Here is a 24,892-nt window from a genome sequence, read left to right as displayed (position 1 = left end):
TGGCGTCACGGGAGGGTACGCGCGCCGCCCCGCCCCGACGCCGACAGCGTCACCGCCGACTCCAGCAGCAGCGCGTGCACGAACGCCTGGGGCAGGTTGCCCCGCGACTGCCGCTGGCCGATGTCGTACTCCTCGGTGTACAGGCCCGGTGAGCCGCACGCGGCCCGGTTGCGTTCGAACCAGCGGGCCGCCCCGACCTCGTCCCCGCCCTGGTGCGCGGCGAGCGCGGCGACCAGCCCGCATAGTACGAAGGCGCCCTCGGCGTCGCCGAGAGGCCGCTCGTCCTGCTGGAAGCGGTAGAGGTATCCGTCGCGTTCGAGCTCGGCGTGTACGGCTGCGCGCGTGGCGACGGTTCGCGGGTCGTCCGGCGCCAGGGCACCGCGGACGGCGGGGATGAGCAGGGCCGCGTCCACCCGTCCGTCGTCGAAGGCGCGCTGCCAGCGGCCGGAGGGGTGGAGCCCGTGCCGTGAGGTGTGGGCCAGGACGGTGTCGGCGAGGGCGCTCCAGCGGGCGGCCTGCCTGGCCGGGGCGACGGCCGCCGCGGCCTTCAGCCCGGCGACGCAGATCAGCTTGGAGTGCGTCCACTGCCGAGGGGGCAGCTCCCAGATTCCCGAGTCGGGCTCCCGCCACCGTCGCGCGACGGCGTCGACCGCGCCCTCCAGGGCGTGCCAGGAGTCGATGTCCAGCCGATCCCGGCGCGCGGCGGTGGCCAGAAGCAGCAACACCTCGCCGAACGCGTCCAGCTGGAACTGCCCGGTCACCCAGTTGCCCACCCTGACCGGCGCCCCCGGGTAGCCGGGCAGGAACGGCAGCGCGCGCTCCTCGGGCACCCGGCCGCCACCGGTGGTGTAGGCGGGCGCCAGGTGGGGGCCGTCGGCCAGCAGCCGCGCGGTGATGAACGCGACCGCGGCGTCCAGCAGATCGTCGAGACCGGCGACCGCCGCCGCGTGACCGGCGTAGCACTGGTCGCGGATCCAGGCGTAGCGGTAGTCGTAGTTGCGACCGGCCTCGGCGCGCTCGGGCAACGACGTGGTGGCCGCGGCGACCATGCCCCCGTCCGGTGCCGTCATGCCGCGCAGCACCGTGTGGGCGTGTACGGCGTCGCGGTGGGCGACGCATCCCGGCAGGGAGGGCTTCGCGACGGACCACGACCGTTCGGTGGCGCGCCACGCCGCCACCGGATCGACGGGCTCCCCCTCGAACGGCCGGCGGGCCAGCTCCAGGACGAGGTCGTGATGCCCTCCCTCGGGCACCCGCAGGTCGGCGCGCAGACCTCCCCCTGCCTCCCGGTGGGCGTGCCCGGCGCCTGTCCAGCGCAGATGGAGGTCGCCGGTGCGCCCGCTCCAGGTTTCCGCCTCGCGGTGCGGCTCGCGCAGGGGCCGCCTGCCGAAACCCGCCCGTGGATCGAGGATCACCGTCACCCGGGCGGGGCCGTCCACGGCCCGTATCCGGCGCAGCAGCACGGCACGCTCCGGATCGGCGGGGAAGGCGAGGGCCTCGCGGCACTCGACGATGCCGTGCGAGGTCACCCAGCGGCTGTTCCAGATCAGCGAGCCGCCCTCGTAGTAGCCGCCCCACACGAACCGCGCGTCGGCGGGCGTGACGGCGTACACGCCGCGGCCACCGAGCAGGTTCGTGAACACGGCGTCGGAGTCCCAGCGCGGCACGCACAGCCAGCCGATGTCCCCACGCGGGCCGATCAGGGCCCCGCGGTACCCGTCGGCGAGGAAGGCGTACTGCCGCAGCACCTGCGGAGCGAAGCCCGTGGTGTCTCCGCCCGCCATGGAGGCCGTCCCCCTTCCCGGCACGTCAGGGCCGTACGCGCGAGAGCGCCCGCTCCTCCTCCCGGCGCGTGGGGGCCGGTGGCGACCGCAGCAGCACCTCGGCGAGGAGTTCGGCCAGGTGAACCGGTTTCGCGGGGGTGCCGGACTCGATCTGGGTACGGCAGGAGAAGCCGTCGGCGAGAATCCTGGTCCCCTCGTCCGCCGCCCGCACGGCGGGCCACAGCCCCAGCTCGGCGACCCCGGTGGAGATCTCGTGGTGGCCGCGCTCGAAGCCGAAGTTGCCCGCCAGCCCGCAGCAGCCCACATCCAGCACCTCGGCCTGGATCCCGGCGCGCTCCAGCAGCCCGGCGTCGGCGTCGAAGCCCCAGATGGCGTGCTGGTGGCAGTGCGGCTGGGCGAGCGCGCGCACTCCCGTGCCCGGCAGTGGGGCGACCGGCACCCGGTCGAGCAGCATCTCCGACAGCGACCTGGTCTGGCGGGCGAGCAGCTCCACGTCGGGGTCGCCGGACAGCAGCTCGGGCGCGTCGGAGCGCAGGACGGCGGCGCAGCTCGGCTCCAGCCCGACGACCGGCACACCCCGCCGCAGCCGGGGGGCGAGCGCCGCCACGGTCCGGCGCAGCACGCGCCTGGCGGTGGCGAGCTGGCCGGTGGAGATCCAGGTGAGCCCGCAGCACAACGGCACCGGCGGCACCTCGACCCGGTAGCCGTACGTCTCCAGCAGGCGCGTCGCCGCCACGGCCGCGCCGGGGCGGAAGTTGTCGGTGAAGGTGTCCGGCCACAGCACGACCGGGTCACCCTCGCCCGGCGGCCGCTCCGGCCGGTCGCGGAACCAGTCGGTGAAGCGCTCGGTGGCGAAGCGCGGCAGCTCGCGGTGCCGATCCACGCCCCCGGCCAGCCGGACCAGCCCGCTCAGGCCCGGCGTGTGGGTGAGCGCGTTGACCGCTCCCGGCGCGAGGGCGGCGATCCGGGCCCACAGGGGCAGCCACCCCATGGAGTAGTGCGCGGCCGGCCGTGGCCGCCCCCGGTAGTGGTGGGAGAGGAACTCGGCCTTGTAGGTGGCCATGTCCACGTGCACCGGGCACTCCCCTCGGCAGCCCTTGCAGGACAGGCACAGGTCGAGCGCCTCGTACACCGCCTTGGACCGCCAGCCGCCGGTGACGGTCTCGCCGCGCATCATCTCCATCAGGATGCGGGCCCGGCCCCGGGTGCTGTGCTTCTCCTCCCGGGTGACCCGGTAGCTGGGACACATCACCCCGCCGGAGGTGGAGCGGCAGTTGCCGACGCCGACACAGCGGGCGGCGGCGTGGGTGAACCGGTGGTGGTCGCGCGGGTAGTCGAAGGACGTCATCGGCTCGGCGGGGTGGTAGTCCAGGTGGTCGAGGTTCTCGTCCAGCCGGTACGGATTGACGATCTTGCCCGGGTTCATCCGTCCCTCGGGGTCCCAGATCCGCTTGAAGACACCGAACAGCCCGACGACCTCGGAGCCGAACATGATCGGCAGCAGCTCGCCCCGGGACTGCCCGTCGCCGTGCTCGCCGGACAGCGACCCGCCGTAGGAGGCGACCAGGTGCGCGGCCTCCTCGACGAACCGGCGGTACTTCGCCACCCCATCGGGGTCGTCCAGGTCGAACGGTATCCGGGTGTGCACGCACCCCTGCCCGAAATGCCCGTAGAGAGAGGAGTTGTGGTAGCCGAAACGGTTCAGCAGCGCCTGGAAGTCGCGCAGGTAGTCGCCGAGCCGCTCCGGCGGGACGGCCGCGTCCTCCCAGCCCTCGTGGGTGTCGGGGTTGTCCGGAGGGTAGGCGGTCACGCCCAGCCCGGCCTCGCGGACCCTCCACACCCGCTCCTCCTCGGCGGGGTCGTCCAGATAGGTGGTGTGCGCGCCCCTGGCCTCGCCGATCAGCCTCCTGGCCCGCTCGTCGGCCTCCTCGCGGGTGTCGCCGCCGAACCGCGCCATCAGCCAGCCCGACCCCTCGGGCAGCCTGTCCAGTACGTCCTGCCCGGCGGTGTGCTCGATCCTGGCCAGGTCCATCAGCTCGTGGTCGAGCCCCTCCAGCGCCAGCGGCCGATACTTGACGATCTCCGGCACCATGTCGCCCGCCGTGGCGATGTCGGGGTAGCCCAGCACCGCCAGCGACTGGAACCTCGGCACCGGGAACAGTCTGATCTCCGCGTGCAGCACCGTGACCAGCGTCGACTCGCTGCCCACCAGCGCGCGGGCCACGTTGAGGCCGTTCTCCGGCAGCAGCGAGTCCAGGTTGTAGCCCGAGACGCGGCGCGGGATCCTCGGGTAGCGGGTCCGGATCAGCGCGAGGTTCTCGTCGCGCAGCCTCCGCATCGCCCGGTAGATCTCCGCCCGGCGCCCGCCCAGCGCGAGGATGTGCTCGTACTCCTCCTCGGAGGTCTCTCCCACCCACATCCGCAGGCCGTCGTAGGTGAGCACCTCCAGGCGGATCACCGAGTCGGCCATCTTCCCGTACGCCTGCGCCGAGGCGCCGCACGAGTTGTTGCCGATCATCCCGCCGATGGTGCAGGTGTCGTGGGTGGCGGGCTTGGGGCCGACCATCAGGCGCCGGTCCGCCAGTTGGGCGTTGAGATCGTCCAGGCAGACGCCGGGCTCGACCAGCGCCCGCTCGCCGTCCACCGAGAGCAGCCGCGTGCAGTACTTCGACCAGTCGATCACCACGCCCTCGTTGCAGCACTGCCCGGCCAGGCTGGTGCCCCCGCCCCGGGAGTGCACCGGCGCCCGGTACTCGTGGCAGACGCGCACGGCCTCGGCCCCGGCCTGCACGGTGCGGGGCACCACGACCACGGACGGGGTCTGCCGGTAGTTCGAGGAGTCGTGGGCGTAGGCGGCCAGCGACCCCTCGTCGCACCGCACCTCTCCGTCCACCCGAGCACTGAGACTGCGGTAAAGAGACACGTTTGGCTACATACCCGACATTTCATCAAATTGGGTGAAAAAAGGTAACTTTCCGGCGTGGAGTTCTCCCGGTCCCGGCCGGGACCGAGGCGCGTCCCCGAACCGTACGCCCGTCCGTCGGGACGGTGTAGGCGCTCGCCTCGACCGCCTCGACGAGCGGGCCGGTCACCTGCCGCCGTCGTCGCGGTGCGGCAGGAACTCCTGCATCTTGGTCTTGATCCCCTCCCGCAGGACGCCCCAGCGGTTCTCGTCGCCCTGCAGGAGTGCCTCGGCGGAGTTCTTCATCTGCTCGAAGGTCGCGTGCGGCGGGATCGGCGGCACGTCCGGATCGACGTACACGTCCAGAAGCACGGGCCGGTCGGCGCCCAGCGCCCGCTCCCAGGCCGGCGCGACCTGGTCGGGTCTGTCGACGGCGAGGGCGCCCATGCCCAGGCTCGCGGCGAAGGCGGCGTAGTCCACGTCCGGCAGGGTCTGCGACTGCGGGAACTTGGGCGAGCCCTGCATGGCGCGCATCTCCCAGGTGACCTGGTTGAGGTCGTTGTTGTGCAGCACCGCGACGATCAGCCGAGGGTCGGACCAGTCGCGCCAGTAGTGCTTGACGGTGATCAGCTCGGCCAGGCCGTTCATCTGCATCGCCCCGTCACCGGCGAACACGATCACCGGACGGTCCGGGTGGGCGAACTTGGCGCCGATCCCGTACGGCACGCCCGACCCCATGGTGGCCAGCGTGCCCGACAGCGAACCGCGCACGCCGTCGTGGAAGCGCAGGTTGCGGGCGTACCAGTTGGCGGCCGAACCGGAGTCGGCGGCGACGATCGCGTCGGCGGGCAGCAGCGGGGACAGCTCGTGGAACAGGAGCATCGGATTGACCGGCTTGGCCTCGACCATCGCCTCCATCCGCATGGTCTCCCACCACCGCTGGACGTCGGACTCGATGCTCTCGCGCCAGGAGCGGTCGCGCTTGCGCTCCAGCAGCGGGATGAGGGCCCGCAGGGTGACGGCGGCGTCGCCGACCAGGTTCACCTCGTAGGGGTAGCGCATGCCGATCAGCTTGGGGTTGATGTCGATCTGCACGGCCCGCGCCTGGTCCAGGTCCGGCAGGAACTGGGTGTACGGGAAGCTGGAGCCGACGGTGAGCAGCGTGTCGCAGCCCTTCATCATCTCGTAGCTCGGCCGGGTGCCCAGCAGCCCGATGGAGCCGGTCACGTACGGCAGCTCGTCCGAGAGCACGTCCTTGCCCAGCAGCGCCTTGGCCACGCCCGCCCCCAGCAGGTCGGCGACCTGCCGGAGCTCCTCGCGGGCCCCCCGGGCGCCGGAACCGGCCAGGATCGCGACCCGCTTACCGGCGTTGAGCAGTCCGGCGGCGTAGTGGAGCGCCGCGTCGTCCGGGAAGGTCGTCGGCCAGTCGATCCCGATGCTGGAGGGCACCATCTTGAACTCGTGGCCGGGCGGGGTGTATTCGAGCTCCTGCACGTCGGCGGGCAGGATGATCGCGGTCGGGGCCCGCTCGGCCAGCGCCACCCGGATCGCCCGGTCCAGCACGTTCGGCAGTTGCTCGGGCACGGTGACCATCTGCACGTAGTCGCTGGCCACGTCCTTGTACAGCGACAGCAGATCGACCTCCTGCTGGTAGGAGCCGCCCATCGCGCTGCGGTTGGTCTGGCCGACGATCGCGAGCATTGGGACGTGGTCGAGCTTGGCGTCGTAGAGGCCGTTGAGCAGGTGGATCGCGCCCGGTCCCGAGGTCGCCGTGCAGACGCCGAGGCGCCCGCCGAACTTGGCGTAGCCGACCGCCTCGAACGCGCTCATCTCCTCGTGCCGCGCCTGGATGAACATCGGCCGGTCCCCGGCCCGTCCCCAGGCGGCGAGCAGGCCGTTGATGCCGTCGCCCGGATAGCCGAAAACCCGCTCGACCCCCCACTCACGCAGACGTTCCAGCACATAGTCGGCCACGGTCGTCGAAGTCATCGGTCATTCCCCCCTCGGGCGGCCGGGCGACCGCTCTCACCTCGGGATATACCCCCGCCCCCGCCTGGCCCACCGGCCCCTGCCGACGCCACCGCCGCCGCGGTGCCCTCCTGCCGGGCGTCGGCGCTCAGCGGCGCCGGGCTCCGGATCCGGTGGGGCCGCGCCTGCGGAGGGTCACCAGCCACTCCCCGGTGATCAGCGCGCAGGCGGCGGCCACCGCGGTCAGCGCGAGGCCCGCCAGGAAGAGCGGCCACCTCTGGGAGATCCCGGCCCCAAGGGTGAGCGCCAGCAGGACGATGAACGCGATGCAGGAGACGATCAGCCGGACGTTCAGCGGTTTCCTCATGTCCCCCTCCCGGCCGGTGGTGCCGTCGGTCACCTTTCCTGCCTTCTCCCTACCCCGGCTGAACGTCAAACCATCGCAAAATCTGACATATCACCCAAAGGGGGATTCAAGGCCGCGAAGGCCGGATCCCGGGATCCGGCCTTCCGGTCATCGGGCCGTCACCCCGGCCGGAGCCTCCCCGCGCCCGTTCAGGCGGGCCTCCGGATGAGCAGGGCCATCTCGGCGACCGTGGGATTGTCGAGGATGAGACGCAGCGGCACCTTCAGTCCCACGGTGTCGCGCAGGCGGGAGGCCATCCGGATCGCGAGCAGGGAGTGACCGCCGAGCTCGTAGAAGTCGTCGTGCCGCCCGATCCGCTCCAGGTTGAACACGTCGCACCAGATCGCGGCGACCAGTTCCTCGGCCTCTCCTCGCGGCAGGGTGTCGGGCGCGTTGCTCATCGCGCCGACCGTCCGGGTGCGGCGTACCCCTGGTGAACATGTTTGAAAGTGATCATGTTTGGCTCCGGTGGTCGTAGAGGCCGGTGGTGGAAGGGGTCGCGGTGCCGGCACCGCCGATGAGGAAGTCGAGGCCGGTGCCGCGCAGCCACGTGTCGCCGAGCGTCGCCGGGTCGGTTCCCGAGCGGCCGGTCTCGCGGGCGAGCTGCGACCAGAGTCCGTCCAGCCGGTGTTCGGACGCCGCGCAGGCGACGTCGGCCAGGTCGAGCGCCGCCGTGTTGCCCCGTTCCGCGAGGTCGGCCGAACGGGCGAGCACCACGGAGAGGCCGAACAGTTCGGCCGCGATCCTGCCGACGAGGGCGAGGGAGCGCTGCCTGGTCAGCAGTTCGTCCATCGGGACGTCGCCGGTCATGACCCGGCAGTGTTCGGCGAGCGTCTCGACCTGCGACGTGAGACGACGCAGATGGTCGTGGTGTCTCGGGGGGAAGCCTCCGGGGGCGACCGGTTCCGGTCCCCCCTCGGGCGGTCCGCCGGGTTCGCGGTGTGGTCGCGGGTTCGCCGCCGGTTCCGGTCCCCCTCCGGAGGGTGGTCCGCCGGGTTCGTAGTACGGCCGCAGGTTCGCCTCCGCCGACCACAGGTCGAGCATGAACTCGACGCCGCCCGCCACCCGCAGCCCACGGGCATCGCGGAAACAGCGTTCCACCGGCAGCGGTGGAGCCCCGCGCGCCGCCTTGCTGCGGGCGGTCTCGTACCCCTCCCCGCCCAGCAGCGCCATCGTCCCGTCCACCGCGCGCCAGCTCGCCAGGGCCATGAGATTCTTCGCGGCGGTCAGGTCGGGGCGGGTGTCCGCGCGCTCCGCCCCGAGCAGGCACCAGACGAGCAGGCTCTCGACGAGGAAGACCTCGGCCGCGTTCTCCGCCACCCGCCGCCGGATCTCCTCGTACTCGCCGAGCGCGCGGTCGTTGATCCTCCGCCTGTTGACGAAGTCCCGCGACCAGAGCAGCGACGCGCGCGCGACGGCGAGGGCGGGGGGCGCGATGACGAGGTGCCGTCCGAAGAGGGCGAGCTCCCCGAGATCGACGGACGCCTCGCCGGGCGTCTCCTCGGTGACGGTCCCGCCCTCGGAGGATTCCGGTCGCATGCGCCAGCCACCGGACTCCTCGGGCATGAGCTGCTCGGCCGGTACGCGCACCCGGTCGAGGCGCAGCATGCCGAAGGCCGCGCCGCGCAGTCCCATGAACTCGTGCGTGCCGACGACCTCGAAGCCGGGGCTGCGGGTGTCGACGAAGAAGAGCCTGACCTCCTCGGTGCCGTCGTCGCCGACCACGGTCGCGGAGACGTCGACCAGTTCCGCGACGGAGCCGTTGCCGATGAACACCTTCTCCCCGCTGATCAGGTAGGCGTCGCCCCCCTCGACGGGTACGGCGACCGTGGTGCGGCCGCGGTTCCCGGCACCGGCGACCTCGGCGTCGGCGGTGCCGGAGACGACACCGGCGGCGATCCGCTCGGCGATGAGGTCGCGGAGCGGGCCCGGTGGGAGAGCCCGCAGGTACACACCGGAGCCGAACCCGTTGTGGATGGCGAGGGCAAACGCCACGGGCATGGACCAGCTCGCCGCCGTCTCGACGACCCGGCAGGCGTTGAGCCAGGAGAGGCCGAGCCCGCCGAGCGAGGGGTCGATCATCAGGCCGAGCAGGCCGGCGTCCTGGAGAGCGCCGAGGAACCCCCCGGGCAGGCGCCCGTCGGCCTCGACCGCCGCCGGATCGACGCGGTCGAGCAGGAGGCGGCTGAGGCGGGCGACGGCCTCGTCCCCGGCGAGGCGGTCCGCCGGGTCCTGCTCAGGGAAGGGGCGGAGCAGATCCCAGCGCACGCGGCCCAGGTACAGCTCCTGCAGAAAGCTCGTCGAGGCCGGTGGCGAGGTGTCGGAGGAAGTCATCGGTCCGCTCCCGGAAGTAGAAGTGGTCGCCTGGGAAGGTCCACACATCGCACGGCCCGGTGGTGTACCGGCTCCACGCGGTCAGCGACTCGCCGCTCTCCTCGTCCCGGTCGCCGCCGAGGATCACGAGCGGGCAGGTCAGCGGCTCGACGCGCACGGGCCGATAGGTGGCGACGATCGTCAGGTCGGCGCGGACGACCTCCAGTGCCGCCGCCAGGACGTCCGGGTCGGCCTTGACCTCCTCGGGGAGGGGACCGTGCTCGCTCTCGATCACGGCGGCCAGGTCCTCGTCCCCGAGCTTGGGGAGGTCCGGTCCCGGCTCGTGCAGGTGGGGCGCGCGGTAGCCGGAGAGGTACAGCGCGGCCGGGCCGGGCGAGCCCCGGTCGCGCAGTGCCAGGGCGGTCTCGTACGCGACGAGGGCGCCGAGACTGTGGCCGAGGAGGACGTACGGGGCGACGAACTCCACCTCGGACACCAGGGCCTCGACCAGCTCCGGCATGCTCGTCGACGGCGCCTCCTCCCGCCTGCTCCCGCGCCCGGGGAGCTGCACCGCCCAGACCTCGACGTCCGGCAGCGCGTCGGACCACCGCATGTACTCGCCCGGGGAGCCGCCGCTGTGCGGGAAGCAGTACATCCGCAGGCGGGCCTCCGGGCGGCGTTCGCGGCACAGCAGCCAGCGGGGTCGGGAGCCGGTCACGGTCGCTCCTGTTCGTCGAGGCGGGACGCGTCGAGATGGGATGTTTCGAGGCGGGACGTTTCGAGGTGGGACGCGTCGAGGAGAGCGGCGTCGAGGAGGGACGCGAGCGCGGCCACGGTGGGCGCGCGGAAGAACGCGCGGACGCCGAGCTCGACGTCCAGCTCCGACCGGATACCGGCCACGAGGCGGGTCGCGATCAGCGAGTCGCCCCCCAGGTCGAAGAAGTTGTCGTGGACGCCCAGCGACGCCAGGCCGAGCGCCTCGCGGAAGGCGGCGGCGATGATCTTCTCTGTGCGGGTCTCCGGCTGGACGTAGTCCGCGTCGAGCTCCGGCCGCTCGAATCCGGAGGGTTCCCCGGCCGAGGTCGCGTCCCGCGCCGGATCCCGCTCGTCGAGCCGGAACCGCCGGCGCTGGAACGGGTAGGCCGGGAGCGGGACGCGCCGGGGCCTTCGCCCACGGTGGAGCGCGGACCATTCGACGGGCACCCCCGCCTGCCACAGCAGACCGGTGGCGTGGAGCAGTTCCGCCGCCCCGCCCCCGGCGTCGGCGGCGTGCGGGAGGCTCTGCGCCACCGGGCGGTCCGCCCGGTACGCGGGGTGCTGCCGGGCCAGGCCACCGAGAGTGCGCCCGGGGCCCAGCTCCAGCAGCGCGTGCTCGCCGGTGGTGAGCAGCGTCCCCAGCGCGGCCGAGAACCGCACGGTGTGCCGCAGGTGGGCCGCCCAGGAGGCCGGGTCACACGCCTCCTCCGCGGTGACGGGCATCCCGGTCCTGTCGGAGATCCAGCGGATCGCCGGTGGCCGGAGCGGGACCTTCCCGACCAGCTCGGCGTACCCGGCGAGAGCGGGCTCGACGAGGGGGGAGTGCGCGGCGGCGCTGATGCGCAGGGGGCGCGCGTCCACGCCCTCCCCGGCGAGGCGGTCCCGCAGGCGGTCCACGTCGGCGGCCGGTCCGGTGACGACACACTGCGCCGGGCCGTTGATCGCGGCGATCGACAGGCCGCCGTCCAGCGAGGGCAGGAGCGCCGCCTCGCCGAGCGGTACGGCGAGCATCGAGCCGGAGGGCAGGCCGTCGAGGATCCGTCCCCGCGCGAGCACCAGCGTCAGCGCGTCGGCCGGTGTGAGCACCCCCGCCGTCGACGCGGCGGCGTACGCGCCGAGGCTGTGGCCGAGCACGACCTCCGGGGTGACGCCGCGCGCCCGCCACAGCAGGGCGAGCCCGTGCTGGATCGCGAACAGCGCCGGCTGGCACACCGTCATCGTGCCGAGTCGCGCCTCCGCCCAGGACTCGGCGTCCGCGCCGGGATACAGCACGTCCCGCAGGTCCAGCCCCAGCTCCGGCGCGGCCAGCTCGGCACAGGTGTCGACCGCCTCGCGGAACACCGGTTCCCGCTCGTACAGGTCCCGTGCCATCCCGAGGTGCTGGCCGCCCTGCCCGGGGAAGAGGAAGGCCACACCGGCGGCCCGCGCGGCGGCGCGGCCGGTCACCAGGCGGCGAGGCTCGACGCCGGTCAGCACGCTCACAGCGTCGCCACCGTCGGCGCAGACCGCGAAGGCCCGGTGCGTGAACCCCCTGCGGCCGGTCTGGAGCGTCCAGGCGACGTCCGCGAGCGGCGTGTCGCCGCGCCTCAGCCGCTCGCCCAGACGGGTCGCCGCCTCCGCGAGCGCGCGGCCGGTACGCGCGGACAGCACCAGCAGCTGGGGTCCCCCGGAGGGTTCCGGCGGCGCCGAGTCCCGCCACTCCTCGACGACGACATGGGCGTTGGTGCCGCCGATCCCCAGGGAGTTGACCCCCGCCCTGCGGGGAGTGCCCGTCCTCGGCCAGGGCGTCGCCTCCCCCCGCACCACGAAGGGGCCGGTGTCGAGGTCGATCTCGGGGTTCGCGCGGCGGAAGTGCACCGTGCCGGGGACGAGCTCGTGCCGGAGCGACAGGACGACCTTGATCAGCCCGATCACCCCGGCCGCGGCGTCGGTGTGCCCGATGTTCGACTTGACGGAGCCGAGCAGGCAGAACGCCTTCTCGTCCGTGCCGAGCCCGAACGCCTTCGACAGCGCCCGTACCTCGATGGGGTCGCCGACCGGCGTGGCGGTCCCGTGCGCCTCGACGTATCCGATGGTGGCGGGGGACACCTCGGCGAGCAGATGCGCCGCGCGCACCGCGGCGGCCTGCCCGTCGACGCTCGGAGCGGTGAAGCCCACCTTTCCGGCGCCGTCGTTGTTGACCGCGGACCCTCGGATGACGGCGTGGACGAGATCGCCGTCCGCGAGCGCGTCCTCCAGCCGCTTGAGCACGACGACCCCCGCGCCGTCACCGGACACGGTGCCGCTCGCGTCGGCGTCGAAGGGACGGCAGCGCCCGTCGGACGCGAGGACGTCGTCGTCGCCCTGGCTCTCCATCGGATGCGGGACCCGGATCGTCGCCCCACCGGCGAGGGCGACGTCGCACTCCCCGGCGAGCAGCGCCTGCGCGGCCTGGTGGACGGCGACGAGCGAGGTGGAGCACGCCGTCTGCACGGTCACGGCCGGGCCGTTCAGATCCAGCTTGTACGCCACCCGGCTCGTCAGGAAGTCCATGCCGCAGGCGAGCCGGAACTGCCAGTCCGTGACACCGGGGAACAGGTCCCGGTGCTCCCGCAGCAGCGCCAGGTGATCGGTGTCCCCGCAGCCGCCGTACACGCCGATCACGCCGGGGTAGGCGGCCGGGTCGCAGCCGGCGTTCTCCAGGGCCTCCCACGCGCACTCCAGGAAGACCCGGTGCTGGGGGTCGAGCATCAGGGCCTCGCGGGGTGAGAAGCCGAAGAAGCCCGCGTCGAAGAGGTCGGCGTCCGGCACGACGCCGTACGCGGAGGTCCTGCCGGTGTTCCCCTCTTCGGGCGACCGCGTGACGAACTCGGTCCCGGTGGCGAGCCCCTCCCAGAACGCGTCGACGTCCGGCGCGCCGGGGAACCGGCCCGCCATCCCGATGATCGCGATGAACGTCTGCTCGACGTGCGGAGCGGTCATGCGAGGTCTCCCGTCCGCGCGGGCTGTGCGCCGTCTTCGGGCTGTGCGCTTTCCCCGGGCTCGTCCGGGGCCTGGCCGTCGCGCAGCCCGCGTACCGGGGAGAAGAGAGGAGGCAGCATCGACAGGACGGTGAGGACAGCGGCGATCCAGAAGACCCCGCGCAGCCCGACCGGGTCCACGAGCAGCCCCCCGACGGTGGCGCCGAGGGGGATCATGCCCCAGGTGACGAAGCGGAAGACGGAGTTCATCCGGCCGAGCAGGTGCGGGGGCGTCACGAGCTGGCACAGGCTGACCTGCAGCACGTTGAAGATGTACGCCCCGACGTAGATGACGAACAGGCCCGCGGCGAAGACCACCGGCCCGGTGGACAGCGGCAGGAGGACCGTGCCGCCGCTGAACAGGACGATCGACGTGATGAAGGCGGGCCCGGTGCCGAAGCGCCTGGAGAAGGGTTCCGCCGCGAGCGCGCCGACGAGGCCGCCGGCGTTGCCGACCGCGAGGACGACGCCGATGACCCCGGCGCTCAGGCGCAGCTCGTCCGCCGCGTAGACGATCTGGAGGGCGAGCACGGCCGCGAACGCGAGTTCGGCGAGGGTGGCGCAGAGGATCAGCGGGCGGAGCAGCGGGTGGGAGAACACGAAGCGGATGCCTTCGGCGATCTCCCGGCGCAGGCCGAGCCGCTCCGCCGGAGCGGGTTTTCGCTCCTCGACCTTGATGAAGAGCAGGAAGACCGCCGAGACCAGGTAGGTGATCGCGTCGGCCAGGAGCGCCAGGGGCGCGGTGAGCACCTCGACGAGGAAACCGCCGACCCCCGGACCCCCGAGTTGCGCGACCGAACGGGACAGCTCCAGCTTGCCGTTGGCGTCGACGAGCTTGTTCTCCTCCACGAGTTCGGGGAGGTAGGACAGCTGCGCCACGTCGAAGAAGAGCGTGCCCAGCCCGATGGCGAACGCCACGGCGTAGATCAGCGGCATGCTGAGCATGTCCAGCCACACGGCGACCGGGACGGCGAGCAGGGCCACACCCCGCAGGAGATCGGTGAGGATCAGCACCGGTCGCCGGGGAAGCCGTTCGAGCCAGACCCCGGCGGGCAGGCCGACGAGGAGGATGGGCACGTACTCGACCGCCCACACCAGGCTGACCTCCAGCGCCGAGGCGTCGAGCAGGAGCAGCGCCGCGAGCGGCAGGGCCAGCAGGGTGATCTGTGTGCCGAACAGGCTGACGGTCTGGGCGGCCCAGAGATTGCGGAAACCGGCGACGCGCCAGAGGCTCTTTCCCACCGCCTTCACGCCTCCGTGCCGCGCGGGCCCGACGGCGGAACACCGGGCGGTGTCTCCCTGGCGACGGTGACGGTGACGGCGCGTCGCCGTTCGGCGTGGTCGTGGAACAACACGAGTGGTCTCCTCATGGGGTGGCGCGGTGGTCAGCGGTGGTCGTCGATGCGGCGGCGCTGGAGTCCGAGGCGGGCCCGGCCCGCCGCTCGCTTCCCCGCCTGCTCGTCGGGGGCGTCGGCGTCGGCACGGGGGGCCGGTGGGGACCCGGCGCCGGGGGCGGAACCGGTGCCCGGGGGGTGGCCGGTCCCCGGCGCGGCCTGCTCGCCGAGGTGCCGGGAGAGGGCCGCGATCGTGGGGAACTCGAACAGCGTCACCATCGGCATCCGCCGCCCCAGGGTCTCGGTGAGCCGTGCGTGGACGGCGGCGAGGCTGAACGAGGTGCCGCCGAGGTCGAAGAAGTTGTCGTGCGGGCCGACGTGGTCCAGCTCCAGGACCTCCCGCCAGATCCGTTTCAGCGTGAGCTCCGGTTCACCGCGCCCGGACGTCAGGGAGGCCCCGGACACCGGTTCGGTGGGCGCAGGGGGGCCGCCGCCTGCGGGGAGCGGCCACGGAAGGGCGTCCCTGTCGACCTTGCCCGACGTCCGGATCGGCAGGTCGCCGACGACCGCGAGGCGCGGTACGAGCGCGGCGGGCATCGTCCCGCGCAGCAGGGCTCGCGCGCCGACCTCGTCGAAGTCGCCGCCCGGCACGACGTAGCCGACGAGGATCTGGTGGCCCAGGCGGGTCGTGCGGACCGCGGCGGCGGCGGCGCTGACGCCCGGCAGCCGCAGCAGGGCCGCCTCCACCTCGCCGAGCTCGACGCGGCGGCCCCCGAGTTTGACCTGCTCGTCGATTCGCCCGACGAAGACCAGGCCCTCCGGTTCGGCCCTCACCAGGTCCCCGCTGCGGTAGGCCCGCCCCCAGCCGAGGGACGGCAGCGGAGCGTACTTCTCCGCGTCCTTCGCGGGGTCCAGGTAGCGGGCCAGGCCGACCCCGCCGATCACGAGCTCGCCGGTCTCGCCCATGCCCACGGGGTCGCCGTCCGGACCCACCACGGCCAGATCCCAGCCGTCGAGGGGGAGCCCGATCCGCACCGGGTCCCCGGGCGAGAAGAGGGTCGCCGACGAGGTGACGGTCGCCTCGGTGGGACCGTAGCTGTTCCACACCTCGCGTCCGGGGGCGGTGAGCCGCTCGATCAGCTCCTGAGGGCATGCCTCGCCCCCCAGGATCAGCAGCCGCACGCCGTCGAACACCTCGGACGGCCAGCGCGAGGCCAGCGTGGGCAACGTCGAGATGACGGTGATGCCGTTCGCCCTGATCCACGGGCCGAGGTCGGTGCCGGTACGGACGAGGGCGCGCGGGGCGGGCACCAGGCAGGCGCCGTTCCGCCAGGCCAGCCACATCTCCTCGCAGGAGGCGTCGAAGGCCGCCGAGAGCAGGGCCTGCACCCGGTCGCCCGGCCCGATCGGCCTGTCCCGCAGGAACAGCCCGGCCTCGGCGTCCACGAACGCCGCCGCGCCGCGGTGGGTGGCCACGACACCCTTGGGGACCCCGGACGAGCCGGAGGTGAAGATGATCCAGGCGTCGTCGTCCACCCCCGGCCGGGCGGCCTCCCCCGGCTCGTCCGGTACGCGCGCCGCCGGGGTGAGCGTGATGTGGCGGTTCTCCCCCACGACGGCGTGGACCCCGGCCTCGCCGAAGACGAGTTCCCTGCGTTCGGCGGGATCGTCGGCGTCGACCGGTACGTAGGCCGCGCCCGCGGCGAGGACGGCGAGGATCGAGACGTACAGGTCGGCGGTACCCGAGGGCACGCACACCCCCACCCGGTCACCGCGCCGCACCCCGGCCGCCCGCAGCCTCCCGGCCAGGGACTCGACCTCGGCCCGCAGGGAGGCGTAGCCGAGCCGTACGCGCCCGTCGTCGAGCGCGGCGGCCTCGGGGAAGCGGGCGGTCGTCTCGTCGAGCACGTCGAGCAGGGTGCGGGGGGCCGGTCTCCGGCCGGACGAGGTGAAGACCGCGGGGACCTCGGGCCTTTCCACGGCGCTCCCGGCCGTGACGCCTGCCGTGGTGTCGGTTGAGGTGTCGGCCGTGACGCCTGCGGTGGCGTCGGCTGTGATGCCTGGCGCGACGCCGGCCGTGTCTCGCGGCCCGGCGTCGGCGAGCGGAGGCAGTGTCCACAGGGGAGCCTCGGGGGCGGCCACGACGGCGGCGAGCAGCCGGTGGAAACGGTCGCCGATCGACCGGACCGTGCCGGGGTCGAACAGGTCGGTGCCGTAGGTGATCGTCAGGTCGAAGGCGTCGCCGGTGGCGGCCCGGAAGACGGTGAAGTCGAGTCCGGCCTTGGCGCCGGTGGGCATGAGATCGATCAGCGACGCGGAGAGGTCACCGAAACGCGGCTCGGCCATCGGGGTCGGCTCGAAGCTGAAGAGGGCCTGAACCAGCGGGTTGCGGTCGAGATCGCGCTGCGGCGCGAGCTCCTCCACCAGCCGCTGGAACGGAACCCGCTGGTAGCTCAGCATGTCCATCACGGTCTCCCGGGTCCGCCGCACGACCTCGGCGAACGAGGGATCACCGGACAGGTCGAACCGCACCGGCAGCGTGTTCACGAAGAAGCCGATCACGGGTTCGAGCTCCGAGAACAGCCGGTCGTTGGCCGGGGTGCCGATCAGCAGGTCGCGCGCGCCGGTGAGGCGGCCCAGCAGCGCCGCGTAGGCCGCGATCATCGGCACGAACGGTGTCACGCGCATCCGCCGGGCCAGGGCGAGGACCTCCGCCATGAGCGGTCCGGGAAGGGTGACATGGTGGTTGGCGCCACCCCTCCGGCGGAGCCGGTCATGGCCGTCCGCGCCACCCGCGCCACCCGCGCCACCCGCGGTGTCCCCTCCACGTACGCCGTTCGCGCCGCCCGAGCTGTCCCCTCCACGTACGCTGTCCCCTCCACGTGCGCCGTCCCGCGTCGGACGCGAGGGATCGGCGGGAAGGTCCAGCGTCGTCGGGGCGCCCGCCAGCCGCTCGCGCCACCAGGCGAGGTCGGCGGCGTCCACCGGCTGCCGTCGCTGCCAGGCCGCGTAGTCGCCGAACTGGACGGGGAGCGGCGGGGGCTCCGGTGCGCCCGCGTACCCGTCGGCGAGTTCGTCGAAGAGAAGATGGAGCGACGGCCCGTCGCAGACCAGCTGGTGCAGGAACAGGCCGAGTATGTGCCGGTCGGCGTCGAGGCGGATCAGCCGCTTGCGAACGAGCGGTCCGGCCGTCACGTCGAAGGGTTCGTCGGCCCACCGCCGCAACAACTCGTCGGCGAGGTCGTCGCGGCGCTCGGGCGGCTCCGTCGTCAGGTCGGCCAGTCGCGGGCCGAAGGGCGGCGACGGGGCGACGCGCTGGTACGGCTCGTCCCTGCCCATCGGGAACGTCGTGCGCAGGATGTCGTGCCGGGCGAGGACCCGTTCGACCGCGCGCCTCAGCGCCCCGAGGTCGAGCGGTCCGTCCAGGCGTACGGCCACGGGCACGTTGTAGGCGGAGCCGCCGGGGTGAACCTGCTCGATGATCCACAGCGCTCGCTGTGCGACGGTGAGCGGAACCGGTTCTCCGGCGCCTCCGCCGGACGGTATCGTCTGCCGCCGCACGGGCATGATCTTTCTGTCCATGCTGTGGATCCACCGCCTCGCGGTCGTGGGTGGGTGCTGGGGGGTACCGGGGTCCTGCACGGGGTGAACTCGGTTTCCGGTGCCGGATACGACGGCCCCGGCCGATTCCGAACCTGGGCCGGTTCGCTTTCGCGGGCTTTGTGATTTCGGGTGGCCCGGCCCGATCCCGGCGAGCCCGGACCCCGGGAATCGCGCGGGTCGATCAGGTCGCGCTCGCCCTGCTCAACCGCGAAAAAGACAGCTCGATAAACGAAAGAGAAAAACGCCATGGAGATCGCCGAATGGGGCGCATCACACAGGGCCGTGGCTTCTCAGGGTCTTTCGCATACCGATGAGAAGTGAAGGTAACCGATTCGTTCCGATGCCTGTTTGGTATGGCATTAGTGCACTGGCCGATGTCGCGCGGAATCCTGCGGGGGCGCCCGTTACGACACGGAGTTTCCGCTCGGCGGTGAGTGGTTGACGTTATGGACCATCGATGGGTTGCGGTCGGTAGTCAAGGGGGTGACGGGGATGTTCATGCAGGATATGAACATCTGTCACATCTTCTCGCACGTGTCGTCGGTCGCCCCAATGCTGAGTTGGTCAAGTGAACAAAGGGTTACCGATGAAGGTGTGGCCGGGGACGCAGCGGTGGCCATCTCGCGGGCAAGGTGCTGTTTACATCACTCTGAGTCAATACTTCAGTTAGGGCCGCAAAAGGCATCAGGCGCGCGATCCCGGCGTATTGCCACCGGCCGAAACGGTATGTATTGTCCGTTCGGGCGAAGCCACACCTCATCCGGTCGACCAGCCGGCACCTTTCCGGCCGCCCCTCGCCCATAGGCAGAACCGTGCCGAATACGGTGCGTCGTCCCGCGATCCCCTCCCCTTTCTCACGCCCTTTAAGGCTGTCCATCTCGGCCTCGTCATTCGGTGTGTAGACCCTGTACCAGTGAAGGAGCGTTCTCCCATGCCCGGAATCCAGGAGACAACGGAGATTGAGCAGACGGTCAGGTCGATTCTGGTGACGGACCTGTTCGTCGAGGTGCCGGAGATAGGGCTCGACGACGGCCTTCGGGGCATCGTCGGGCTCGACTCGCTGGGCTTCGTCGAACTGCGCGTCCAGTGCGAGGACCGGTTCGGCGTCCGCATCTCGGAGAAGGAGTTCAGCCCGGAGAACTTCGCCAGCATCCGCTCGATCTCCGAGCTGGTCCGCAGGCTGCAGGCCACCGGCCCGGCCGCGTCCGGCGGCGGCGACGTGACCGCGGATCGGACGCCGGGAGTGGAGCGCTCCGATGCTGGATGAGAACGGCACCGCCGTCGCCCCGCACGGACCCGGCGACGTCTGGTTCGACCGGACGGCGCACATGAACCACTACGGGACGAAGCTGCCTTTCGGCTGCGTGGGGGCCACGGGGATCGTCCAGCGATTCGTCGAGCTCGACGGCCCTCGGGCGGGGCGGTCGCTGGACGTGCTGGACGCCAGCGGGGGCTACGCGTCCGCGTGTCTCGGGGCGGGGTCGCCGGTGGTCGTCCCGGCCCTGACGCGCGCCGTCGAGGAGAGCGGCTACGTGACCGACGAGATCGCGTCGCTGGAGCGGGCCCGGCTGCTGAAACGCCTGTTCGGCGCCGGAGGACTGTGGGCCGGGCGGTTCCCCGCCGCCGACTACCACGTCACCGGCCGCAACTCCGGCTCCGAGGGGATGGAACTGGCGCTGCGCCTGGCGCTGGAGTCCCGTTTCGACCGCCGCGACCTGCGCGCCGCGAAGGGCAGGGAGGGCCGCGACGTCGTCCTCGCCTTCGAGGGAGCCTGGCACGGCTGGACCGGCGGGCTGCTCCCGCTCCTGAACAGGAGGCACTACCGGATCGGCCTGCCCGCCGTGGCGGCGGAACCGTTCGGCTTCACGACCGAGCACATCCCGTTCGGCGAGGCCGAGACAGCCCGGGAGTACTTCGCCCGCAACGGGCACCGGGTGCTCGCCGTGGTGATCGAGCCCGTCCAGGGAGACGCCGGGATCCTGATCCCGCCCCCCGGCTACCTGCGCGAGATGGCGCGCCTGTGCCGGGAGAGCGGCGCGCTGCTCGTGGCGGACGAGGTCCTCACCTTCGCCAAGACCGGCGAGTTCTTCGGGATGACGGACGAGGAGGGACCGATCCCCACCGACATCACCGTGCTGGGCAAGAGCCTCGGCATGGGGGTGCTGTCCACCTCCATGGTCGTCGCCCGCCGGAGCCTGACCGTACGGGAGTCCGGCGCGGTCGCCACCTCGGACCTGCGCCCGATCACCTGCGCCGTGATGGGGGCGGGCATCGAACACGTCCACGCCGAAGGTCTGCTCGAAAGATCGCGGACGTTGGGAGAGCAGCTGGGGACGTTGCTGCGGCGCGATCTGGTGGACCAGTTCCCCACCCTCTACCGGGAGGCCAGGGGGGTGGGCGTCATGCACGGAGTGGAACTCACCGAGGCCGCGGCCGCGCACATCGGCGCGTTCCGGGAACGCATGATCCGAAGTGGCGTGTACGTGGAGTTCATGGCGGGTGCCGGGCGGCGCTCGCACGGCCTGCGCTACGTCTTCCCCACGATGCGGGTCGCTCCGCCGCTCGTCGTCACCGCCGCCGAGGTGGAGTCGATCGTGGAGCGGCTCGTCGACGGCTCGCGGGCGTTCCGCAAGGAGTCGCTGTGACCGCCGCCGCCGTCGCCTCGACGACCGGCCGTCCCTCGCTGACCCCTGTCCGGCGCCGGGTCGAGCACGTCGACACCGACGCGTCCGGCGTGGTGCACTTCGCGCGCTATCCGTCCCTGCTCGAAACCGCGGCCCTGGAGAACCTGGACCGCCTCGGCGTCGGGATCGACGCCCTCGCACGCGACGGTCTCGACCTCGTCGTGACGGACCTGAGCATGCGCTATCACGCGTCCGCCCGCTTCCTCGACCGGCTGGACCTGGAGATCTCCGTCCTGCACGTCGGGGCCGCGAGCTTCCGGCTCTCCGGCACGGTGCTGTGCGCCCGGCCCGAGCGGGAGGAGGAGCCGAGGCGGCTGTCCACCGGCGTCCTCGTCTTCGCCGTGGTCGACAGGACGACGGGTGCGGTGTGCGCGCTTCCCGAACAACTCAGGAGATCGCTGAAGGAGTGCCGCCACGATGCAGACATCTGAGCCGGTCATCACGACCCCGATCACCGCGACCACGGACGGCGCGACCCCGGTCATCACGCCCCCGGACGGCACGACCACGAACGGTACGACCACGAACGGCACGACCCCGGTGGCCACCGGCGACAGGATCCTCGGATTCACCGAGATCAAGCAGTGGCTCCGCCACCGGCACCCCATGATCTACATCGATCGCGTGCTGGACTACGAACCGGGCGCGCATCTCACCAGCACCCTTCTCGTCTCCGGCACGATGGACGTCATCGCCGGGCACTTCCCGGAACGCGCGATCTTCCCGGCGAGCCACCTCACCCAGGCCTTCGCGCAGTCGGGAATCATCCTCTACCAGCTCAGCACGACTCCCATCGCGGACGACGAGCTGACGCTCATCGGCTCGATGAAGTCGAGGTTCACGCGCATCGTGGTCCCCGGCGACCAGGTGGTCTTCACGGTGAAGAGCGAGCTGATCCAGGATTCCACCTTCTTCTTCTCCGGGCGCGCGGTGGTCGAGGACCGTACCGTGGCCGCGTTCAAGGGCACGCTCGTGCGCGTCAAGGTCGCCGACATGGGGCGGATGCTGTGGTGAGCGCCCCGGACACCACGAGCGACCCGGACACCACGGGTGCGCCGGAGGTCTGGGTCACCGGGCTGGCGTGGTCCACCCCTCTCGGCACCGGCCTCGACGACGTGTGGCGCTCCCTGCTGGACGGCGGGAGCGGCATCCGGGCCGTACCCTCGGTGCATCCCCTGCGCAACGAGAGCGCGGCCGTCCTTCCGCACCTCTCGCTGGACAAGGACCCGGGCGAGCGGCTGCACATCCTGAGCCGCGACACGCTGGCGGACGCGGTGGCGGACGCGGGACTGGACGTCACCGATCCGCGCCTGCGTACGGTCTTCGGAACCAGCTACGGCCCCCACCTGGACACCACGGGGGTGACCGCCCTGGACGACTGGTGCGCGGACGTGACCGGCGAGCTGAACATGCCCCAGGCGCCGGTCTCGCTCACCACCGCGTGCTCCTCGGGTTCGGACAGCCTCCTGGTCGGTGCCGAGCTGATCGGGAACGGTGACGCGGAGATCTGCGTCTGCGGCGGGGCGGACATCCTCACCCCGGCCAAGAGACTGGGGCACTCGGCGCTGGGCACCATGTCGCCGACCTCGCTGCGCGCGTTCGACGAGGCTCACGACGGGACGATCCTCGGCGAGGGGGCCGCCTTCCTCGTACTGGAGTCCGCCCGCTCGGCGACGGCGCGCGGCGCCCGGCCCCACGGGTACCTGCTGGGCGCCGGCTCGGCGAACGACGCGGTGAACACCGCGGCCCCCGACCTGTCCGGTGACAGCGTCGTACGCGCGGTGGGCAGGGCACTGCTCGCGGCCGGACGCCACGCCGAGGACGTGGTCGTGGTGAACGCGCACGGGTCGGGCACGCCGGTCAACGACCTGGTGGAGAGCCGAGGTTACGGACGCGTGTTCTCCTCGGAGGGCTCCACCGCGACCTCCCCCACGGTCTTCGCGACCAAGGGCGCGTTCGGCCACACGCTCGGCGCCACCGGCGCCCTGGAGGCGGTCGCCGTCCTGCTGGCCCTGCGGGACGGGGTGGTGCCACCGGTGCACGGCCTGACGACCGTCATGCCCGGCTTTCCGCTGCCCCTGCCGATGGGGGGTCCGGCGGCGTTCGACGGCCGGATCGACCGGATCGACCGGATCGGGCTGAGCGTGACACTCGGGTTCGGCGGGTTCAACACCTGCCTCGCGTTCGAGGGGACGAGATGACCGGGGAGGTCGCGGGCGAGGGCGTCGCCGTGGTGGCGCGGGGCGAGGCCACCCGTACGGAACTGGTCCCGGTGCGCAGTAGGATCCCCTCCCTCTACGCCGACCCCCTCGCCTGGCTCGTGGTCGACTCGGTCGACGACGCCCTGTCCACCTGCTCGGACGAGCTGGACGCGGTACGGGACGAGGTCGCCGTCATCCTGGTCAGCGCGCTGTGCACGCTCCGGACGATGGAGGAGGTCGAGCGGTCCGTACGGAACGGCCGGGTGTCCCCGCTGCGGTTCGCCGGGGCGAGCCCGGGTGGCGCGGGAAGTCTCGCCTGCGTCGCGCGGGGGTTCAGGGGGCCCTCGCTGACGCTGGCGACCCACCCCGGGAAAGGGGTGCCGGTGGCCCGTACCCTGGCCCGCTCGTGGCTGCGCTCCGGGGCGGCCGAGTACGTCGTGGTGAGCGTCCACCACGCGGAGGAGGACGGCCGGCACCGGGTGCGCAGCACGGTACTCGGACCCGGCCCCGGCCTTCGGCACGCACTCCCGGTGCCGGGCCGGTGAGCGCGATGAGCACGACGAGCACGGACGGCGTCCCCGGCCAGGACGTGATCGACGCCTTCCTGGCGAACGTGACCGACGCCGACCGGCCCGGCTCCGGCGTGTCACCGGCCGCCGTCGCCGACGAGCTGGCGGACCTCGGGGTGAAGCCCGGCGCGGCGGTCGTGATCGCGATGCCCAACGGAAGGCCGCTGCTCACCCTCTTCTTCGCGGTGCTGCTCGCCGGCGGGGTGCCGGTCCTCGTGCCCCCGTCGTCGAGCGCGGCGCGGGTCGAGGCGATCGGACGCCGGTTCGGCGCCGACGCCCTCGTCGCGCCCACGGTGAACGCCGAACGGTACGGCGCCCCGGCCAAGCACGGCCTCGGGGACGCCGAGATCGTGTTCTTCCCCTGGCCGGAGCGGCGGCACTACGCCGCCGGTGAGGTGATCCTGATGACGTCCGGCACGTCGGGCATCTTCAGCGGTTGCCTGCACGGCATCGACTCCCTGCTGCGCAACGCACGCATGCACGCGCACGCGGTCGGCCAGCGGGACACCGACACCGTGCTGCTCAACCTCCCGCTCCACTACTCCTACGGTCTTGTCGCCCAGGCGCTCGCGTCGCTGGTCACGGGCTCGCGCCTGGTCGTCTGCGGACCGCCGTTCACGCCTTCCGCGTACGCGGGGACGCTGCGCGAACAGCGCGTCACGTTCTCGTCGCTGACACCGGCGCTGGTCGCCCGGCTGGCGGCGGGCGGCACCGCCTGGTCGCGGACCCTGCGGGTCCTCACCGTCGGCGGCGACCACCTCCACCCCCGGTACGTCGAGCGGTTGCTCGCCGGGCATCCGGGGCTGGAGCTGTACCTGACGTACGGCCTCACCGAGGCGGGTCCCCGGGTCTCCACCCTGGCGGCCCACCTGGAACCGCCCCGCCGGTACGGCTCGGTGGGGCTGCCGCTGCCCGGTGTCCGCACCGGCCTGCGCCCGTCCGCCCTCGGCGACGGTTCCCGGGAACTGCTGGTGGAGTCCGGCACGGTGCTGCGCCGCCGGGTGCCGGACGGCAGCGCCGACCCGCTGGTGGCCCCCCGGACGATCGCCACCGGCGACCTCTTCGAGATCGACGACGACGGCTACCACTACTACAGGGGACGGCTGTCCGACTCGGTGGTCGTCAACGACGAGAAGGTGTGGCTGCCCTCGGTCCGGGAGATCGCGGCGTCGATCCCCGGCGTGCTGCGGGCGACCACCCGGGTGTACCAGAGCGACGACGAGCGCCGGTACGACCTCGACGTCTACGTGGACCACCCGGACCAGGCGCAGGCCACCGAGATCGAACGGACTCTCGGGCGCCTGCTGCTGCGGGCGGAGAGACCCGCCCGGATCACGCTCCGCCCGATCTCGGACGCGGGCTGGCACAAGTGA

At 72.5% G+C, this 24,892-nt stretch carries 17 protein-coding genes; 7 read left to right on the top strand and 10 right to left on the bottom strand.

Annotated features, from left to right (window positions below):
- Nucleotides 1–5: 5 nt before the first annotated feature.
- The 10 genes from ABD817_RS05055 to ABD817_RS05010 form a co-directional block, all read right to left on the bottom strand.
- The gene (locus tag ABD817_RS05055; RefSeq protein ID WP_344915432.1) at nucleotides 6–1,784 is read right to left on the bottom strand and encodes a glycoside hydrolase family 15 protein; all 1,779 of its coding nucleotides are present in this window, start codon (nucleotides 1,782–1,784) and stop codon (nucleotides 6–8) included.
- Nucleotides 1,785–1,809: 25 nt separating this feature from the next.
- A complete protein-coding gene (locus ABD817_RS05050; RefSeq protein WP_344915431.1) occupies nucleotides 1,810–4,677 on the bottom strand; it encodes an FAD-binding and (Fe-S)-binding domain-containing protein in 2,868 nt (955 codons plus the stop codon).
- Nucleotides 4,678–4,872: 195 nt separating this feature from the next.
- A complete protein-coding gene (locus ABD817_RS05045) occupies nucleotides 4,873–6,675 on the bottom strand; it encodes a thiamine pyrophosphate-requiring protein (RefSeq protein ID WP_344915429.1) in 1,803 nt (600 codons plus the stop codon).
- Between the two features lie 127 nt (nucleotides 6,676–6,802).
- A complete protein-coding gene (locus ABD817_RS05040; protein WP_344915427.1) occupies nucleotides 6,803–7,021 on the bottom strand; it encodes a hypothetical protein in 219 nt (72 codons plus the stop codon).
- A 188-nt stretch (nucleotides 7,022–7,209) separates the two neighbouring features.
- Nucleotides 7,210–7,461, bottom strand: coding sequence for a phosphopantetheine-binding protein (locus tag ABD817_RS05035; RefSeq protein WP_344915425.1), 252 nt, complete (start codon nucleotides 7,459–7,461; stop codon nucleotides 7,210–7,212).
- A 52-nt stretch (nucleotides 7,462–7,513) separates the two neighbouring features.
- Nucleotides 7,514–9,394, bottom strand: coding sequence for an acyl-CoA dehydrogenase family protein (locus ABD817_RS05030; RefSeq protein ID WP_344915423.1), 1,881 nt, complete (start codon nucleotides 9,392–9,394; stop codon nucleotides 7,514–7,516).
- Nucleotides 9,297–10,091, bottom strand: coding sequence for a thioesterase II family protein (locus ABD817_RS05025; RefSeq protein ID WP_344915421.1), 795 nt, complete (start codon nucleotides 10,089–10,091; stop codon nucleotides 9,297–9,299). Before ABD817_RS05025 ends, ABD817_RS05030 begins: the two co-directional genes overlap by 98 nt.
- Entirely contained in the window at nucleotides 10,088–13,090 is a 3,003-nt protein-coding gene (locus ABD817_RS05020; RefSeq protein WP_344915419.1) for a type I polyketide synthase, read from the bottom strand. Before ABD817_RS05020 ends, ABD817_RS05025 begins: the two co-directional genes overlap by 4 nt.
- A complete protein-coding gene (locus tag ABD817_RS05015) occupies nucleotides 13,087–14,370 on the bottom strand; it encodes an MFS transporter (protein WP_344915417.1) in 1,284 nt (427 codons plus the stop codon). Before ABD817_RS05015 ends, ABD817_RS05020 begins: the two co-directional genes overlap by 4 nt.
- Nucleotides 14,371–14,513: 143 nt before the next feature.
- A complete protein-coding gene (locus tag ABD817_RS05010; RefSeq protein WP_344915415.1) occupies nucleotides 14,514–18,044 on the bottom strand; it encodes a non-ribosomal peptide synthetase in 3,531 nt (1,176 codons plus the stop codon).
- A 952-nt stretch (nucleotides 18,045–18,996) separates the two neighbouring features.
- On the opposite strand from ABD817_RS05010, the gene ABD817_RS05005 reads away from it, so the two are divergent.
- The 7 genes from ABD817_RS05005 to ABD817_RS04975 are packed head-to-tail and all read left to right on the top strand — an operon-like array spanning nucleotide 18,997 to nucleotide 24,892.
- Complete coding sequence (locus ABD817_RS05005; RefSeq protein WP_344915413.1) at nucleotides 18,997–19,332, top strand: acyl carrier protein; 336 nt, start codon at nucleotides 18,997–18,999, stop codon at nucleotides 19,330–19,332.
- Nucleotides 19,322–20,710 (top strand): aminotransferase class III-fold pyridoxal phosphate-dependent enzyme, encoded by a 1,389-nt coding sequence (locus tag ABD817_RS05000; protein WP_344915411.1) that lies wholly within the window; start codon nucleotides 19,322–19,324, stop codon nucleotides 20,708–20,710. The genes ABD817_RS05005 and ABD817_RS05000 overlap by 11 nt, the downstream gene beginning before the upstream one ends.
- Nucleotides 20,707–21,180 (top strand): acyl-CoA thioesterase, encoded by a 474-nt coding sequence (locus tag ABD817_RS04995; protein ID WP_344915409.1) that lies wholly within the window; start codon nucleotides 20,707–20,709, stop codon nucleotides 21,178–21,180. The genes ABD817_RS05000 and ABD817_RS04995 overlap by 4 nt, the downstream gene beginning before the upstream one ends.
- On the top strand, nucleotides 21,167–21,763 hold the full coding sequence (locus ABD817_RS04990; RefSeq protein ID WP_344915407.1) for a 3-hydroxyacyl-ACP dehydratase FabZ family protein: 597 nt from the start codon (nucleotides 21,167–21,169) through the stop codon (nucleotides 21,761–21,763). Before ABD817_RS04995 ends, ABD817_RS04990 begins: the two co-directional genes overlap by 14 nt.
- Nucleotides 21,760–22,950 (top strand): beta-ketoacyl-[acyl-carrier-protein] synthase family protein, encoded by a 1,191-nt coding sequence (locus tag ABD817_RS04985; RefSeq protein ID WP_344915405.1) that lies wholly within the window; start codon nucleotides 21,760–21,762, stop codon nucleotides 22,948–22,950. Before ABD817_RS04990 ends, ABD817_RS04985 begins: the two co-directional genes overlap by 4 nt.
- Nucleotides 22,947–23,495, top strand: coding sequence for a hypothetical protein (locus ABD817_RS04980; RefSeq protein ID WP_344915403.1), 549 nt, complete (start codon nucleotides 22,947–22,949; stop codon nucleotides 23,493–23,495). The genes ABD817_RS04985 and ABD817_RS04980 overlap by 4 nt, the downstream gene beginning before the upstream one ends.
- Nucleotides 23,496–23,500: 5 nt before the next feature.
- The gene (locus tag ABD817_RS04975; protein WP_344915401.1) at nucleotides 23,501–24,892 is read left to right on the top strand and encodes a class I adenylate-forming enzyme family protein; all 1,392 of its coding nucleotides are present in this window, start codon (nucleotides 23,501–23,503) and stop codon (nucleotides 24,890–24,892) included.

Source organism: Streptosporangium oxazolinicum, from assembly GCF_039537505.1.
GTDB lineage: Bacteria > Actinomycetota > Actinomycetes > Streptosporangiales > Streptosporangiaceae > Streptosporangium > Streptosporangium oxazolinicum.
The sequence above is the reverse complement of the archived record's forward strand: the minus strand, read 5'-3'. Positions and strand labels throughout refer to the sequence as shown.

What these genes read in the sequence shown, in the direction of transcription:
- ABD817_RS05055 (WP_344915432.1), bottom strand. Translation starts at nt 1,784, where the DNA reads ATGGCGGGCGGAGACACCACGGGCTTCGCTCCGCAGGTGCTGCGGCAG.
- ABD817_RS05045 (WP_344915429.1), bottom strand. Translation starts at nt 6,675, where the DNA reads ATGACTTCGACGACCGTGGCCGACTATGTGCTGGAACGTCTGCGTGAG.
- ABD817_RS05040 (WP_344915427.1), bottom strand. Translation starts at nt 7,021, where the DNA reads ATGAGGAAACCGCTGAACGTCCGGCTGATCGTCTCCTGCATCGCGTTC.
- ABD817_RS05035 (WP_344915425.1), bottom strand. Translation starts at nt 7,461, where the DNA reads ATGAGCAACGCGCCCGACACCCTGCCGCGAGGAGAGGCCGAGGAACTG.
- ABD817_RS05030 (WP_344915423.1), bottom strand. Translation starts at nt 9,394, where the DNA reads ATGACTTCCTCCGACACCTCGCCACCGGCCTCGACGAGCTTTCTGCAG.
- ABD817_RS05020 (WP_344915419.1), bottom strand. Translation starts at nt 13,090, where the DNA reads ATGACCGCTCCGCACGTCGAGCAGACGTTCATCGCGATCATCGGGATG.
- ABD817_RS05010 (WP_344915415.1), bottom strand. Translation starts at nt 18,044, where the DNA reads ATGGACAGAAAGATCATGCCCGTGCGGCGGCAGACGATACCGTCCGGC.
- ABD817_RS05005 (WP_344915413.1), top strand. Translation starts at nt 18,997, where the DNA reads ATGCCCGGAATCCAGGAGACAACGGAGATTGAGCAGACGGTCAGGTCG.
- ABD817_RS05000 (WP_344915411.1), top strand. Translation starts at nt 19,322, where the DNA reads ATGCTGGATGAGAACGGCACCGCCGTCGCCCCGCACGGACCCGGCGAC.
- ABD817_RS04990 (WP_344915407.1), top strand. Translation starts at nt 21,167, where the DNA reads ATGCAGACATCTGAGCCGGTCATCACGACCCCGATCACCGCGACCACG.
- ABD817_RS04980 (WP_344915403.1), top strand. Translation starts at nt 22,947, where the DNA reads ATGACCGGGGAGGTCGCGGGCGAGGGCGTCGCCGTGGTGGCGCGGGGC.
- ABD817_RS04975 (WP_344915401.1), top strand. Translation starts at nt 23,501, where the DNA reads ATGAGCACGACGAGCACGGACGGCGTCCCCGGCCAGGACGTGATCGAC.